Here is a 15,587-nt window from a genome sequence, read left to right as displayed (position 1 = left end):
CTTCTAGTGACCATCCTCCATGCTCCGCCAGGGTTGCCTCTCCAGCGTGAGGATGGCCTTGGTGATTGACGTCATGCGGTTGGGGCTGCACCGGGACCTGGAAGATCCGCCAGGACTTCAGGCTCGCGACACCGCGTTCCACGGGTGCTCGTGCTGCGGCCAGTGCCCGGTTGAGGGTCTTCTCGGTGGGAGTGAGTTCCTGGAGTGGCTTGCGTTTGATGCCGGTCGTCAGCCCCGGCCCGGCGCCTTGGTAGGCGAGATCGGCCAGGATGGGAACATCCTGGCGCTCGCAGATCCGGATGATCCGGTGGGTACGGGCGGCGGTCAGGTCGTGTGTGCGGCCCGGCAGGGCGGGTGAGATCCACAGCAGCCGGCCGCCGGGATCGGTGACGACCTGCACGTTCACGCCGTGGCGCCGGTGCTTGTGGGAGTAGTCGGCCCGGCCGTCGCCGACCCGGTCGCACTCGGCGAGGGTGCCGTCGAGCAGGACGAATTCGGGATCGTGCTCGCGCAGCGTCTTGAGCAGACCCGGTGCTCGTTCGGCGAGCAGGTCGACGACCGCGCGGGTGTAGGCGTGGGCGGTGGACTCGCTGATCCCGAACCCGGCGGCGATCTTCGCCAGAGTGGTGTGCTCTCGTAGATACACCAGTGCCACCATCGCCCGCTGAGACGGACGGAGCTTGCAGCGCCGGTCGCCCTCACGAGTGACCACCAGCATGGTGACCCACTCCACGAGCGCATGCGGCAGGTCGAGTGCGGCAGGATGGATGACCAACGAGGCCCCCGAGCAACGTGATTGAGATGTCAGACATCTCGATCAACAGCTCGGGGGCCTCGTCCGTTGCGCTTCACGGCACATCACCCGATCGGTGGCCAACTCGAAGAAGCTCATTGAGCTTCGTCGGCGGTGCCGCTCCAGAGTGGCGAGCAGGCCGACGACCGCGCTGGTGTAGGCGTGGGCGGTGGACTCGCTGATCCCGACCCGGCGGCGCTCTGGTGTGTTCGCGCAGGTACACCATTGCCACCATCGCGCGCTGGGACGGACGGAGCTTGCAGCGCCGGTCGCCCTCACGGGTGACGATCAGCATCGTGACCCACTCCACGAGTGCATGCGGCAGGTGGGGTGCGGCAGGATGGACGACCAACGAGGCCCCCGAGCAGCGTGATGAGACGTCAGGCATCTCGATCAACAGCCCCGGGGGCCTAGCTCGTTGCGCTTCACGGCCCATCACCCGATCGGTGGCCAACTCGAAGAAGCTCACTATGAGGATGTCCGGATCGTCGGCCTACCAGTGCCCGGCGGCAACCGGAGCTGGCCGGGCGCTGCGCGATCAGGACCAGGGCGAAAACGGCGTCCATGGGCGGCTCGCCTCGCTGGTCCTTCGCTCACGCCATATGGTCCAGCCCGATTCCCTTCGAAACCCATAGGGGCGCCCCCCCAGCGGGTCGAAGGCGGACCACTCCGTGAGATCAGAATTTTTCCTGCGAGTTTTTCGAGATTTCACATTGAATCCCCAAAGACAAGTATCGCTCGTCGCGTTGTTGGTCATGGCGGTTCACGCATGCGCTTTACGGGAAGCTGCAACTAAAAGGCTGGAAGTTTTCTTACTCTTCACCCCCCTGTCGTCATTTCGCTTTTCGTCTTCCATTAAGCCCCGCCAGGGCGAGTCGGGAAAAAGAGGCCGGGCTGCAGGGATCCACGAGAAACCTAAGCGGTGGCCTCGGCCGGGATACCGGCCGATCCCGAAGGTGAATTCTCGACTATCCACAACAGTCGTTGGCGTGACCGTTGCGGCGCACGCACTCAGACGGCCCTCGGCGTGCCCGGAAGGGCTATAAGATTGCCTGGCAGCCTCGATTAGGGCTGAAAGTGGACTTTTCTGCATGATTGCCACACAGCGCAAACGCCTCGCGAGGCTGCGCTGCGGGCAGGCTCCGTCAAATAGGGCAGAATGCCGAAAGCGACTTAAGGGGTCTATCGTGTCAGATGGGTTTGAGCTGTGGCTGCGGAGAACCGGCTTCTGGTGGCTCATATGCTTCGGTGCGGCATTTTTCTCCCTCGACCACGAAGGGTGGATGCGGTTCGCCGCTCTGACAGTCGCACTTGTGGCTCTCGGCGGGGGGCTTCTCGGTACGTGGTGGCTGATACGCAGCCCGGAACCGTCTGCTGCAGCCCTCGACCGTCTTGAAGGCGTGGGCCAGGAGACGGACCCGGTCGGAGGCTCTCCTTCCCACACGGACACAGACCAAGAAGCGAAGCACAAGCAGGCGTAGCCGCCCACTGCAGACCGCCTTTCTGCTTGCCTGATCCGCGCTCTCTTTCCGGCAGCCGTGTCCGATTCACAGGGCTCGTCCAGGATCAAGCTGCGCTGGCGCGCGCTGAAACTGATCACGGTCAACGACAGGGTGCCAGCCCCGCGTCCGAACCCGCCGAAGGCGTGTCCGACAGGACTGCCGACCACAGTTTCCCGGGGCGGTTCGCCTGTCTGAGCAAGGTGACGACCGCGCTTCTGTAGGAGAGCCCCGACGGTCGCGTGGACTGCCGGGCTGCTGCGGGCCGGTCGTACTCCATCCCGGGATCAAGCCTGTCAGGCACCGGCCCTGTCCCACACACACTCCACGCCGCTGCGGTCTACGGACGAGCCTATGCGCCGAGTCCGCCTGGCATCATTAAGCTCGTAGTTCTGACCTCCCGGAGGCGTGTTGTGTCTAGAAAACCCGTCCTTTCTTCGCGGGAAGGGAAACTGTCGCTTCTCTTTCTCGCATCTGCTGCTGCTGTGTGGATTTGGGAGCTCACACGAACGTGGCCCACGTGGCGTGAAGGTGGCGCTGGAGGAGCCGGACTGATCGATGCCGGATGGATTCTCCTGATCGCATCCGGAGCATTCGCGCACAAGCACCATTGGACATGCATACGGAACGAGCACGTCCCTTCGGAGGGCAATTGATTTGCTCTCCCGCATCCCGCTATTCATCGCGCAGAACGAGTTCCACTCCACCGTCGGCGGCTGCGCACTCTGGGGCACCTGCCTGACGCTCACCGGCCTGCAGTTCGCCGCCGCCGTGCTGGGTGCCGCCTCGTTCTCACTGTCGGCCATCGTGGGCATGACCGCGGTCATCGGCATCGCCGGCTTCGCGGAGCTGGCCGGGTACGGCGCTGCGGAGTCCTAATTGTCCTGTGACAGCGAACTTTGACCGTTTGTCAATCAAGTTGGACCGGCGATCTCCCGTCTTGAGAAGGAGGCCCTGGACTCACAGTGCGCTTGTAATCTCAGGTGCATGGCTGAAGCGAGCAGTGGGGAGCGACCTGTGCCCGCCGGCGTTGATCCTGGGCGTGCGGCTGGTTCCGACGGTGACGCTCCTACGGCCCCGGTACCTCAGAATCCGGCAGACCCGGCAGACCCGGCAGACCCGGCAGACCCGGCAGACCCGGCAGACCCCACGGGACCCGCGCCTGCATGGGCGGAGATCGGCAGGGGCGTAGGTGCTGTGCTTACCGTCGTTGCCGCACTCGCGGGGCTGATTCTGGGGATCAGAGCGGAGCAGCGCGCTGATAGGGAGGAGAAGCAAGCGGCCGAAGCGAGCCAGAGAGCCTTCGCTGAGCAGGTTGACTTCTACCGAACTCCGTCCTCCATAGTCGTGATGAACGGCAACCCGCACCCAGCGAAGATGCGCCTCTTCCTGCCGCGCAGGCGTCTTTGGTGGGATTTGCGTTCGCTCGAGCCCTGCAAGCAGATCCAAATCCCCACTGGCTCACTGCGCGCCAGCTTCCACGACCTGTTTCCATCCGTGCAGGTCACCGATGAAGAGCTGTCATCACTCTGGTTGGAGTTTCGGGACCCTCACGGCAGGAGCTGGGCCCGTACTGGTGGGGGAGCGCTGGCCACCTCTACATGGAAACCCGTATCGCCCGGAGTGCACATGGTCGATCTTCGGGAGAGCTGGAGCAAGGCCCCGGAAGACGCACCGATTTGTGGTGCATCTTGAGAGCCCGCTCGCAGGCTGACTGAGATCAGCCTGCGTATTTCCGCTGTGGTCCACCTTTGATGGCAATCGGTCAAAGTTCGCTGTCACAGGACATTCGGGTGGAGCGTGACATGCAAGATTTGGCCTCCCGCGCACAGGCAGGAAGCACGGAGCGTAGTAGTGGGACGGGTTCCTGCGGAGTGCTCCCGGGCTCGGCTGACCGGCGATACCGTGGCGGGACACGCCAGTTCCGCCCTCTGGAGCCCTCGATGAGCGAACAGCCGGCCCCCGCCGACACCACCAGGCAGCAGCTGGAGCCCGACGCCGCTGACGGACTGCGCGCGTACGCGGCCCGGACCCGCGAGAGCGCCGACCAGCTCGCCGCCGTCCTGGAGGACATCGCTACCAACGGCCTGCCCGCGGTGGAGGAATGCACGCCGTGGGAGGAGCTGCGCGAGGCCCACCTCGCCCGGCTCACCGCCCAGCGCACGGCCGCCGCCTGATGCCCTCACCGCACGGCCCACGCCGCCGCGCCCGGATCGCGTTCTCCGACTCCGCCGCCAAGCAGCTGGACACCATCACCAGCGAGGCCGAGCTCCACGCCCTGGACCGCGCCCTGGTCGTCCTCTCCGTCGACCCCGACGCCGGCGAACCGCTCCCCGGCACCGCCGCCAGCCCCCGGCTGCGCGAATACGCCGACGACGTCGAGCGCGTGAGGCTCCTGTACTGGGTGAGCGCCCTGGGCACCGTGGTGGTTGTCGCGTTCATCGAAGTCTGACCGCGAAGGGATCGCAGTGCCCAGCGTCTTCCAGCAGCTCGCCGCCCACCGTGAGATCAGCGCGCTCCGCAACGTGTTGGACTGCTCCCTCGATGCGTCCGTGCCGCGCGAACGGGCCGCCGTGGAGTCCGGCACGGGCCCGGCCTGGTCGTGTTCCTGTGCCCGGCCCACTCCGGGGATCTCCCGGGAATGGTCTGGCGGCGCGGCACATGACGACCACGGCTCGATGTCGTGCGGCACCGTGTTGGACTACCGCTCGGCCGAGGAGATGCCCAGTCGCACGCCGACCTGTGCCTGACACCCCTGACCGGGGTACGGCCGGAGGCTTTCGGGAATGTCTGGTCCACGGTCCTGAATGAGGCCGATCGCGTCCTGGTCGCCCGCCAGGAGGAGGAAGCCGACGGCGAGGACAAAGTGCTCCACGGCATGTTGGCGATGATGGACCTGGCCTGTCGGGCTGCTGCCGAGGACAACCTTACGCAGGCCGCCACGTCCCTCGTCCTGTGCGGGTCCCTCGCTCAGAGCCTGACCTGGAGGGTCTGCAGAAGTTTGCGGACAGCACGGCGGACGGCGCTGCACCCGCCGACCCGGGCCTCCGAGCCGGATACCGACGGCAGGCGGCACTCCGAGCACAACCCCGGCTCGCTGGGTAAGGACCCGGTGGACTGCGCGCCGTGCGAGGCCCCCGACGGGCACCCGCTCCTCAAGGGCCTGCCGCGTTTCCACGTGCGGGGCCCGGCGGAGAAGCTGTTCGAGGAGGCGTACGACTGGGCGCGGCCGATGACGGATGCCGAGTGCACCCTGCGCCATCTGGTCGGCATCGACGTGAACATGGCCTTCGCCGCCGGAGCCAACGGCCTGAACGTCGGCCTCGGCGAGCCGACCCGGGTCACGAACCCGGTGTTCGACCCGAAGCTGCCCGGCTCGTGGCTGGTCGACCTCTCCCACGTCGACCTGTCCCGCGTGAAGGCCGGCAAGGAATGGGTGGACCTGGACGGCAGCCTGCTGCCCTCCCCGTTCACACCGAAGGGCGACCGCCCGAAAGGCCCGGCCTGGTACGCGACGCCGACCGTGGCGTACGCGGTCGAGCTCGGCTACGACGTCACGCCGACCGAGGCGTACGTCCGGTACGAGAACGGCCGCTACCTGGACGGCTGGTACCAGCGGCTGCGCGACGCCTACCTTGCCACGATGGCCGGCCTCGGTGTCGGCGCAGACCTCGCCCCGGCCGACTTCCTCACCGCGATGGACGGCTACCGCAGCCGGGACCCGGAGCTGGCGATCGTCGTCTCGGCCATCAAGGCGACGGTGAAGGGCGGCCTGGGCAAGCTGCGCGAGCGGCCCCGGGGAGAGGGATGGCGGCCGGGCGAGCCGTGGCGGGCCCTGTCCCGGCCGACGTGGCGGCCCGACATCCGCGCGGCGGTCATCGCCCGTACGCGGGTCAACCTGCACCGCAAGATCGTGAAGCACGCGGCGTTCACCGGGCAGTACCCCGTCGCGGTCCTGTCCGACTGCGTCGTCTACGCCGCCAACGGAGAGAGCCCGCTGGACTTCCTGCCCTACCGGGAGGGCAAGCCGCTGCCCGGGGGTTTCAAGCTCGGCATCAACCCCGGCCTGGTCAAGCACGAGGGTACCCAGAGCCTCCTGTGGGGTGAGGAGGTCCGCGAGCGGTTCAACGCCCCGGAGCTCAACCTCGCCCGGTACATCAAGGACGGCACCGTCACCGACGTCGACAACGGAGAGTAGGAGAAGGCGACGATGAGCCTGATCGGGGACGGCCTGGACACCGCGGTGCAGAAGGCGTTCACCCGCCCCGCACCGAAAAGCGCGGGCGCGCAGATGCGGTACCTGGTCAAGCAGCTCGGCGGCACCAAGCCGGTCGCCCAGATGCTGCGGATCTCCCAGCGCACCGTCGAGCGGTACGTGAAGGACCAGATCAAGAAACCCCGCCCGGCCCTTGCCGCACGCCTGGAGCGCGAGGTGAAAAGGCGGTGGCAGCCCCTGATCCGGGCCAAGGCCAAGCAGAAGGCGGCGTCCACGGGCGGCATCATCATCGACACCCGCGCCCGCCTCGGGTACACCGCCCCCATCGGCTCCACCGACCAGGACCGCATCCGCCACCTCACCGTTGCCCTGCCGCCGGCCCACGCCGCCCGCCTCTTCGACGCCCAGGACCAGGGCGCCAGTGACGCCCGGCTCCAGGAGATCGCGGCCGAAGCGCTCAAGGAGGTCTACTTCCAGGACGGCGGCCGCCGCGCCGGCAGCCTGGACGAAGTCCGGTTCACCGACATCGAACACCTTGAGTTCGACCTGTAGCAGCCATGCCGTCCGGACAGCCCGCGAGCCCTCTGTGACTGGGCGCTTCAGTTGGCGGGTGAGCGGTCGAGACGGCGAGCTGAGCGCGTAGAGGTCTGGTCGTCGCGTCGCTGAGCTGTGGCCCGGCGTGGGCCACTCCTGGGGCGGCTCTCGGTGGCGACCTCGTCATTCCGCGCCCGGCCACTGCCATGGGAGGCTGACGCCGCGGATTCGAGGAGATATCTGGGGCAGGCAGGCACGGAAGCAGCCGTCCTCCCCTCCCGAGCGGCCTACCTGATTGCGGGCGGTAGCGCGGCCGGTTCCGTACGGCCGTGACGCAGGCCAGCAGCCGGTGGGGCGGCATGACGGAGCCCATACGTCGAGGCTCATGCCTCGGGCTTGTCCCAGCTGCACGAGCAGACCCTCCGCATCGCCCAGGTCGAGGCGCTCGTCAACACCGGCGCCGACCCGTTGGCCGCCGAGGAGATCGCGGAGGGCCTGGGGCTGCCCGTCGTCCCGTTTGCGGACATGTGGAAGTACGGCGTGGTGTTCACCTGTTCCCCGACCGAGGCCCGGGAGTTCAAGGAGCCGTGCGTGATGACGGCCGAGAAGGTCCTGAGCAGGCGCGGGTCCACCGGATCAGCATCACCTGTCGAGGAATCAGAAGCTGTCGTTTGTCCTTTCGGCAGGGCCGCTGGATGATTCCGGCGTGCCCACCACCGTCGCACCACGCCCCCCGGCCGACCCGGACCTCTCGCGCACCCGGCCCGCCCGGATCGCGCTCGTCGGCGAGCGGTCGGCGGGCGTGCCCGCGCACACCCGCCACGCGCCGATGCCGGAGGCGCTGTGGCACCGCGAACGGCTGCTGGTGGACGCCTACTGGTTGTCGACCGCGCAGCTCGACGGCCCTCGGGACCTGGCCGGCTTCGACGGCATCTGGCTGGTGCCGGACAGCCCGTACCGGGGCGAGGCCGGAGCGGTGAGCGCTGTGCGCACGGCGCGAGCGGGACATCCCCTTGCCGGCGACCTGCGGCGGCTTCCTGCACGTCCTCCTGGAATTCGCTCGCCACGTCTGCGCGCCGGACGGCGCCGCCCACGCCGAGAACTCCCCCGGCAGCCCGCTTCCGCTGTCACGCGGCCTCGCGGACCACGAGGGGACTGTCCACACCGAGCCCGACTCACTGGCCGAGGAAGCGCTCGGCGCGCGCACGACCGTGGAGCGCTACCAGTGCACGCACGCTCTGGACCCCCGGTACGCCGGCACCCTGCGCGACCACGGGTTGCGCTTCACCGCCCACGACGACGGCCACCCCCGCATCGCCGAACTGCCGGGGCACCGGTTCTTCCTGTCCACCTTGTTCCAGCCCGAACTGGCCGACGACACCTCCCGGCCCCACCCCCTGGTGCGCGCTTTCGCCTCGGCGGCGGTCGGGCGCAGCACGGAGACGTGATCGAGCGGCACAGCTCCGCCCCCGTGAAACGCACGACAAGAAACGCATGACGAAGAGCGCACGACAAGAAACGCACGGCAAATCGAAAGGACTCGAAGTGGCAAGCTCCGTAAACGCCTTATCCGCTGTACCGGCCAAGTCGTGGGTACCTCAGTTCGTCATCTGCTCGATGATCTGGGGGTCCGGGTTCGCGCTCATCAAGATCGGTGTCGAAGCCGGTATCGAACCGGGTTGGGTCGCCTTCTGGCGGTGCTTCTTCGGAGCACTGGTGCTGTGGGGCCTGGTACTGGTGCGGCGGCTGGGAATGCCGCGTGACCTGCGGGTGTGGGGGCACGCCCTGGTGGTGGGGACGGTGCTCAACGCCTTCCCCTTCACCCTGTTCGCCTGGGGCGAGCAGTACATCGACTCCGTCACGGCCGGGGTGTGGAACTCCACCATTCCCCTGTTCACCCTGGTCTGGGTATTGGTCATGCTGCCGGACGAGAAACCGAACCTGCGACGGCTGCTCGGCATCGCCACCGGCCTGTGCGGCGCCCTGGTGGTGCTCGGCGTGTGGTCGGGCGGGCAGTCCTCGCTGATGAAAGGGAGTGTGATCTGCCTGGTCGCCACCGCCTCGTACGGGCTGGGCTACACCTACACCCGCCGTTACCTGTCCGGCGGAGACATCCCCGCGATCACCCTGACCGCCATTCAGGTCAGCTGGGCAACCCTCGAACTCGCGCTGGTCGCACCACTGTTGAGTGGCGCACCACATTGGGGCGGGAAGGGGCCGATGGCCGCCATGGTGGTGCTCGGCGCCGTGGGCACCGGGCTCGCGTACATGTGGAACCTGTCGGTGATCCGCGCCGTCGGCTCGACGGTCGCCTCCACGGTTGCGTATCTGACCCCGTTGTGGGCGGCGATCGTCGGAGTGTTCTTCCTGAACGAGTCGCTGGGCTGGAACACCGTGGTGGGCGCGCTACTGATCGTCAGCGGCGTACTGCTGACCCGCACCGCGCCGTCACGTCCGGTGGCTGGGAACAAGCCCGGCGCCGGCGCCGGGGCCGGAACCGAGGCTGGGACCGGAGCCGAAGCCGTACCCCCGCCGGCCGAAGAGGGGAAGGAAGAGGGGGCCGTGCAACCGGCGCGACCCTGAGCAAGGCCGGCAAGCCCTCAATCGCCGGACGGCCCGCCCCCGCCGGGCGGCCCGTCCGGCAGCAGTACGGGGCCCAGCCGCCGCAGGCCCCCGGTCACCGTGTCGACGTCGCGGGTGAAGCCGAGCCGGAAGCCTGCGTCCGAACCCATGGTCTCCCCGGGGGCCGGCAACAGACAGGCCTCCAGCGTCCGGCGGCACAGCGCCAAGGAGGACTCACCGGTTCGCGTTGTATTCAGGCGAAGGGCGTGCCCTGTGGCGGCACCAGCCGGACAGCATCCGGGTGGCGGGCCGCCCACCTCTCGACGAGCCCCAAGCCCGTCGCCGTCGAAGAGCACGTTGGGTGTGATGTAGGGGAGGGTTGCGCATGCGGGTGAATTCCTGCCAGATGAAGATCTTGGAGGCCAGCCTCGGTCCACGGCGCAGGACTTTGTAGCAGCCGTCACCTCCGGCGCAGATCACCGCGATGTTGGTGCGCTTGTCGTCCCACCGGCTGCGCCGGAACTCGAAGCCGGTCTTCTTCATCCTCTGCGCCTCGTCGCAGACCAGCACCCGGGACTCCTCGGCCGGCGCCTCCTTGAGGAGGGTGTCGAACTCGATCGGCCGGGCGGCCGGCTCACCGGGCAGGCCAGAGCCTGGAAGAGACCGTGGCGGATGTCCCGGGGAGCCGGCCCGGGGCGCAGCTCCAGGCGGTGGGTGATGTTCGGGGCCAGTGGCACAGTGCGGATTTCACGGACATGGTCTTGCCGGACCCGGCAGGCCCGTAGACGCCCTTCATCACCTTGGCCTTGATGGCGGCCTCGATGGTGTCCCGCGTGGTCAACAGCGGCTCGGTCCCCACCAGTTGTGCCTGCTCCAGGCCCAGGAAGTGGTCTTCGCTCTCGTCGGGCAGCAGTCCGTAGTCCAGTTCGCCAGCCGGGGCGTCGTCGCGGCCCGCCCCGTCCCCGGGTAGGAACACGGCCGCCGGGCCTTTTGCCGGCGTCTTCGGCAAGCGGTCGTACCCTACGTATGCCCCTTCTCCTCTGACCGCCTGCACAGGCGGCCTGCTTCGTCACCGAGGTCTCAGGTGTCCCTGGTATCCGGCACCCAGCTGACCGGTATCGGCATACGGCTGACCCCAGTTGTCACCACCCGCTACAAGACCGCCGGCTCTGGCCGCCGCCTCGTCTGGCTCCCTGGCCGGGGATCGGGGTTGGGCGGCGGCCTGGCCCCGGTCTCGGCTACGCTCGGTGGGCGGCTGGTACCCGCCGTGCAATCGGATTGAAAGCAGCTCACTGCCGTGGCAACCGTCCCGCGTGTCACCGCCACCCCGGTCGAAGTCACCCTCAACGACGAGGCATTCGGCGCCCTGCCGGGTGTCGTGGACCTGGCCCGGCTTGGGGAGCTGGCTGCCTGTGCCGCCGTTTTCCTGCCTGCTGACCCGCCCCGGCTTGGTCGGGTGGCCTTCTGGCGTAGCGACGGTCACGCTCCGCCTGTGGTGACCGGTCGGCTGACCGTGGTGAGGCCGCATGGCGTTTCTGTGCGGCGCCGTGATGTCGACGCCATGATGGTGCCGGTCTCCCAGGCCCTGCCTGCACTTGGCCGGATGCGAGGTGTGCCGGGTGCGGATCGGGCCGCCGTGTTCTGGGGCGCGGCGAGCGTGCTTGCTTTGCAGTTGGTCGCTCGTGGCAGGCTCTTGCCCGGTGTCAGCCCCTCAGGTTTCGATGCCTGGCGTATCGGGCCGTTCGACCAGCAGGACGTGGTGCGGGTGCGGGAGTTGGCTGGTGCGATGCCGCCCGAGGCCCGGGCGGTGCCGCTGGCCGGTCCTGCGCCGGTTCGCCTGCCCGAGGCCGAGCAACTGCTGCGGGCCTTCCTCGATGCGGTGGCCGACACGTTGCCGCGTACGCCCGCCGCGCCGGCGGCCGCCGGCGCCACGGCCTGGACCGCTCAGGTGCCGCAGCCGGTGCCCCACCAGCGCGGCTGGGCGGCGGAGGTCGCCGCCGGGCTCGACGCCGGGGTGCGAGTCTCGCTGCGGCTGGAACTCCCCGGCCTGCCGGCCCGCGACCGCCACGACACCGGCGATCCCGACGCCCGGGCTGACGCATGGGAGGACGAAGACGAGGGCAGCCCCTTCCGCGCTGTCGTCCAGCTGCACAGCCTCGGCGATGCCACCGTGGTGGCCGACGCCGCGGACATCTGGTCGGGCCGGTCAGCGGCTGGCGGCGTTTTCGGTCCGCGTACGAAGATCGACACCTTGCTGACGCTGCGCCGGGGCACCAGGGCCTGGCCGCCGCTGGGCCGGCTGCTCACCGCGGTGGCTCCCGCCGAGCTGGAACTCTCCGACACCGAGGTGTCCGAGCTCCTCGGGGAAGCCGCCGCGCCTCTGGCCGCCGCGGGGATCCAGTTGCACTGGCCGAAGGAGCTGGCCCGCGAACTCCTCGCCCGCGCTGTGGTCGAGCCTGCAGACAAGGCCGGTTCCGACCTGCCGTCCATGTTCGGCGCAGACACTCTGCTCACCTTCCGCTGGCAGCTCACACTCGGCGGCCGCGAGCTGGAAGCCGCCGAGCTCGACCGGCTCGCCGAGGCGCAGCGGCCCGTGGTGCGACTGCGCGACCAGTGGGTGCTGATCGACCCCGAAGTGCTGGCCCGGGCCAGGGACCGCAAGGACCGCCAGCTCACCCCCGTCCAGGCGCTGGGCGCGGTCCTGAGCGGCAGCGTGGAGGTCGGCGGGGAGCGGGTGGAGGTCACGGCCGGCGGCTGGCTGGCCGAACTGAAAGAACGGCTCGCGGACCCCGAGGCCACCGCCCGCCGGGCACCGCTCGCGCAGCCCGCCGCGCTGAATGCGACCCTGCGCGACTACCAGCTGCGCGGTCTGGCCTGGCTGCACCAGATGACCTCGCTCGGGCTCGGCGGCTGCCTCGCCGACGACATGGGCCTCGGCAAGACCATCACGTTGATCGCCCTGCACCTGCATCGGCAGAGCCTCCCGGGCCTGTCCGGGCCGACCCTGGTGGTCTGCCCGACCTCGCTGCTCGGAAACTGGAGCCGCGAGATCGAACGGTTCGCCCCGGGTACGCCCGTGCGCCGCTTCCACGGCCCGGCCCGCAGCCTGGACGACCTAACGGCAGGCGAATTCGTCCTCACCACCTACGCCACGATGCGGCTGCACGCCGAGCAGCTGACCGCGGCGGGCGCCTGGGGCCTGGTGGTCGCGGACGAGGCCCAGCACGTGAAGAACCCCTTCTCCGCCACCGCCAAGGCTCTGCGCACCATCGGCACCCAGGCCAAGGTCGCCCTCACCGGCACACCGGTGGAGAACAATCTCTCCGAACTGTGGGCACTGCTGGACTGGACCACCCCCGGCCTGCTGGGCCCGCTCAAGGTGTTCCGCGACCGCTACGCCCGAGATGTGGAGAGCGGACAGGACCCGCAGGCGGCCGAGCGGCTCGCCGCGTTGGTGCGGCCGTTCCTGCTGCGCCGCAAGAAGTCCGACCCGGGGATCGCTCCCGAGCTGCCGCCGAAGACCGAGACGGATCGGGCGGTCGCCCTGACGAAGGAACAGATCGCACTCTACGAGGCGGTGGTCCGCGAGACCCTGGCCGAAATCGGGCGAAGCGCGGGCATCGCCCGGCGCGGCCTGGTGGTCAAGCTGCTGACCGCCCTGAAGCAGATCTGCAACCACCCCGCCCAGTACCTGAAGGAACAGGGCGGCACGATCGCGGGCCGGTCCGGAAAGATCGAACTCCTCGACGAACTCCTCGACACGATCCTCTCGGAGGACGGCGCGGTGCTGGTCTTCACCCAGTACACCGCGATGGCCCGGCTGATCGAGGCGCACCTGACAGCACGCTCGGTGCCCGCCCAGTTCCTGCACGGCGGCACCCCGGTCAGCCGGCGCGAGGAGATGGTGCGGCGCTTCCAGGACGGCGAGGCCCCCGTCTTCCTCCTCTCGCTCAAGGCCGCGGGTACCGGCCTCAACCTGACCAGGGCCGGGCACGTCATCCACTTCGACCGTTGGTGGAACCCCGCCGTGGAGGACCAGGCCACCGACCGCGCCTACCGCATCGGACAGACCCAGCCGGTACAGGTGCACCGCATGATCGCGGAGGGAACAGTAGAGGACCGTATCGCCGAGATGCTCAAACGGAAGAAGGATCTCGCCGAGTCCGTACTCAGCGGCGGTGAAGCGGCCTTCACCGAGCTGACCGACGCCGAACTGGCCGACCTGGTCCGACTTCAGGTGAGCCCCCGATGAGCCGCAGCGTCGTGAAGAAGGCCGACGACGGCCGTACCCGGACCTTCCCGCCGCTGTCCCCGGCGCGGGGGCGGCGGTCCTTCGCCGAGTCCTGGTGGGGCAACGCGTGGGTGGAAGCTCTGGAAGGCAAGCAGCGCCTGGCGACGGGGCGCCTCGCGAGGGGGCGGACCTACGCGCGCGGCGGCAACGTCGGTGAGATCACCGTCACCCCCGGCCAGGTGGCCGCCCGGGTCCAGGGCAGCCGACCCACGCCGTACCGAACCTCCATGGACATCCCCCAACTCAGCCCCCGCGAATGGGAGCTGCTGCTGGACACCGCCGCCGCCCAGGCCGGGCATATCGCGGCCCTGCTCGACCGGGACATCCCCACCACGCTGGTCGACGACGCCGCCCGGGCCGATGTCCGACTGCTGCCCCGGCAAGGCGAACTGACCCCCAGCTGCTCCTGCCCTGACTGGGGCTACCCCTGCAAGCACGCCGCCGCAGTCTTCTACCAGGTGGCCCGCCTCCTCGACGAGGACCCGTTCGTTCTGCTTCTGCTGCGCGGACGCGGCGAGCGCGAACTCATGGACGAGCTCCAGCGGCGCAACGCCGTCCGGGCGGCGGCTGATGACGCCGCGCCGCAGACACCCGCCCCGGCCGGACTGCTCGGTGTGCCCGCCCGCGACGTGTACGCCGCCGCCCGCGCAGGGATAGCGGCCCTCCCTGCCCCGCCGCCCGAGGCTGACCACCCAGGGCAGGTGGCATCGTTCGCGACCGCAGGCGACCCCACACCCGGACTGGACCCGTCGGCCCTGGAGTTCCTGGCCGCCGACACGGCCGCCCGCGCGGCACGACTGCTTCGCCAGGCCGCCCTGCCCTGCGACGTCCCGCACCGGCCCACCGGCCAGGCCAGCCTCACCGCGGCCGAGGACCTCGTACGCCTCGCGGCGGCCGCACCCCCATCGGAAGTCTTCGCCCGGCTCTGCAGGCACGCAGGCCGCACCCCACAGGCGCTCACACGAACGGTACGGGCCTGGAAGCAGGGCGGCGCCGCAGCCCTGCCGGTCCTGGACGACGCGTGGGACCCGGACCCATCGCAACTCAACCTGGTCCGCGAGGCGATCAAGCAGGCGTGGGAGGGCGAACGGCCCCCAGGACTGCGAATCACGCGAAACCGGCTGACAGTGATCGGACACGAGGTCCAGCTACGGCTGGGCACCGACGGACGTTGGTACCCGTACCGCAAGGAACAGGGCGGCTGGTGGCCGGCCGGTCCCGCAGACCGGGACGTGACAGCAGTACTGGCCGGGCTGCTCGCCAGCCTGGATGTCACGCCCCCTCCACGCCCAGCTCCGTGAGGGCGCCGCGTTGGTCGGCGGTGAGTTTGACACGGCGGCTTTTGGTGTTGGAGATCCAGACGCCCAGCTTCACGACCACCCGCGTGGTCTCGCCCTCCACCGCGATCGCTTCTGCGTGGGTTCTGGGGACGCGCTGGTGGCCTTCGAGGGCGGATGTACTGCGTGAGGGCCGCCCACGCCCCGCTCGAAGGCTGCTGACGTCTTCCCGGCGCCCTTGGCCCGCCGCTGCCGCGGCGACCCGCTGAGCGGGCTTCACGCCCAGCACGGAAAGCCGCTCCTGCTGCTCGGCGGACAGCTGCGCCCAGAAGTTCGTCTGCCGCTGCAGCCGCTTGCCCAGGTTGTCGCGCTCGAACAGCACGCCGGGCTGGATCGCGGGCAGCACGCCGTGGGC

General features: G+C 69.2%; 14 protein-coding genes and 4 pseudogenes. 12 read left to right on the top strand and 6 right to left on the bottom strand.

All coding sequences use genetic code 11. From position 1 onward, the window contains the following. Positions 1-3: 3 nt before the first annotated feature. Positions 4-775 (bottom strand): annotated as a pseudogene (locus IE264_RS33560) (transposase). A gap of 147 nt (positions 776-922) precedes the next feature. Continuing rightward, positions 923-1,145, bottom strand: a pseudogene (locus tag IE264_RS33555) (helix-turn-helix domain-containing protein); the annotation flags it as partial. Positions 1,146-2,949: 1,804 nt separating this feature from the next. Here IE264_RS33555 and IE264_RS33550 point away from each other — a divergent pair. The 10 genes and pseudogenes from IE264_RS33550 (at position 2,950) to IE264_RS33505 (ending at position 9,625) form a co-directional block, all read left to right on the top strand. Continuing rightward, on the top strand, positions 2,950-3,171 hold the full coding sequence (locus IE264_RS33550; RefSeq protein ID WP_032759618.1) for a hypothetical protein: 222 nt from the start codon (positions 2,950-2,952) through the stop codon (positions 3,169-3,171). A 318-nt stretch (positions 3,172-3,489) separates the two neighbouring features. After that, a complete protein-coding gene (locus IE264_RS33545; RefSeq protein ID WP_190167755.1) occupies positions 3,490-3,987 on the top strand; it encodes a hypothetical protein in 498 nt (165 codons plus the stop codon). A 248-nt stretch (positions 3,988-4,235) separates the two neighbouring features. Beyond that, positions 4,236-4,469, top strand: a complete 234-nt coding sequence (locus IE264_RS33540) for a hypothetical protein (protein WP_032759617.1) — start codon at positions 4,236-4,238, stop codon at positions 4,467-4,469. Beyond that, entirely contained in the window at positions 4,469-4,744 is a 276-nt protein-coding gene (locus IE264_RS33535; RefSeq protein WP_032759616.1) for a hypothetical protein, read from the top strand. The genes IE264_RS33540 and IE264_RS33535 overlap by 1 nt, the downstream gene beginning before the upstream one ends. A gap of 16 nt (positions 4,745-4,760) precedes the next feature. Continuing rightward, positions 4,761-5,042 (top strand): hypothetical protein, encoded by a 282-nt coding sequence (locus tag IE264_RS33530; RefSeq protein WP_063605798.1) that lies wholly within the window; start codon positions 4,761-4,763, stop codon positions 5,040-5,042. Between the two features lie 269 nt (positions 5,043-5,311). After that, positions 5,312-6,490 (top strand): annotated as a pseudogene (gene tap, locus IE264_RS33525) (telomere-associated protein Tap); the annotation flags it as partial. A 12-nt stretch (positions 6,491-6,502) separates the two neighbouring features. Then, positions 6,503-7,060 carry a telomere-protecting terminal protein Tpg gene (tpg, locus tag IE264_RS33520; RefSeq protein WP_032759615.1) on the top strand — a complete coding sequence of 186 codons (558 nt, stop codon included), beginning with the start codon at positions 6,503-6,505 and terminating at the stop codon, positions 7,058-7,060. Positions 7,061-7,438: 378 nt separating this feature from the next. Continuing rightward, positions 7,439-7,741: a type 2 periplasmic-binding domain-containing protein gene (locus IE264_RS33515; protein ID WP_032759614.1), complete on the top strand. Its 303-nt coding sequence runs from the start codon at positions 7,439-7,441 to the stop codon at positions 7,739-7,741. A 7-nt stretch (positions 7,742-7,748) separates the two neighbouring features. Continuing rightward, positions 7,749-8,490 (top strand): annotated as a pseudogene (locus IE264_RS38815) (CTP synthase). Between the two features lie 46 nt (positions 8,491-8,536). Further along, positions 8,537-9,625 carry a DMT family transporter gene (locus tag IE264_RS33505; RefSeq protein WP_229887894.1) on the top strand — a complete coding sequence of 363 codons (1,089 nt, stop codon included), beginning with the start codon at positions 8,537-8,539 and terminating at the stop codon, positions 9,623-9,625. A 17-nt stretch (positions 9,626-9,642) separates the two neighbouring features. Here the strand turns inward: IE264_RS33505 and IE264_RS38505 are convergent, their stop codons facing one another. The 3 genes from IE264_RS38505 to IE264_RS33495 all read right to left on the bottom strand — a co-directional run bounded on the left by IE264_RS38505 (position 9,643) and on the right by IE264_RS33495 (position 10,580). Then, positions 9,643-9,774, bottom strand: a complete 132-nt coding sequence (locus IE264_RS38505; protein ID WP_267067000.1) for a hypothetical protein — start codon at positions 9,772-9,774, stop codon at positions 9,643-9,645. A 64-nt stretch (positions 9,775-9,838) separates the two neighbouring features. Beyond that, a complete protein-coding gene (locus IE264_RS33500; RefSeq protein WP_158706571.1) occupies positions 9,839-10,174 on the bottom strand; it encodes a TniB family NTP-binding protein in 336 nt (111 codons plus the stop codon). A gap of 64 nt (positions 10,175-10,238) precedes the next feature. Beyond that, entirely contained in the window at positions 10,239-10,580 is a 342-nt protein-coding gene (locus tag IE264_RS33495; protein ID WP_051821997.1) for a TniB family NTP-binding protein, read from the bottom strand. A 390-nt stretch (positions 10,581-10,970) separates the two neighbouring features. Between IE264_RS33495 and IE264_RS33490 the strand changes: the two genes are divergently transcribed. Together IE264_RS33490 and IE264_RS33485 are read left to right on the top strand one after the other, a co-directional pair. Continuing rightward, a complete protein-coding gene (locus IE264_RS33490; protein WP_032759678.1) occupies positions 10,971-13,856 on the top strand; it encodes an SCO1167/SCO6262 family helicase in 2,886 nt (961 codons plus the stop codon). Then, entirely contained in the window at positions 13,853-15,196 is a 1,344-nt protein-coding gene (locus tag IE264_RS33485) for an SWIM zinc finger family protein (protein WP_032759612.1), read from the top strand. Before IE264_RS33490 ends, IE264_RS33485 begins: the two co-directional genes overlap by 4 nt. Here IE264_RS33485 and IE264_RS33480 read toward each other — a convergent pair. Continuing rightward, positions 15,168-15,578, bottom strand: coding sequence for a helicase associated domain-containing protein (locus tag IE264_RS33480; RefSeq protein WP_032759611.1), 411 nt, complete (start codon positions 15,576-15,578; stop codon positions 15,168-15,170). The genes IE264_RS33485 and IE264_RS33480 overlap by 29 nt on opposite strands. Positions 15,579-15,587: the final 9 nt, after the last annotated feature.

This window comes from Streptomyces microflavus (assembly GCF_014650075.1).
Taxonomy (GTDB): Bacteria; Actinomycetota; Actinomycetes; order Streptomycetales; family Streptomycetaceae; genus Streptomyces; species Streptomyces microflavus.
This window is presented reverse-complemented; position numbering and strand designations above follow the sequence as displayed.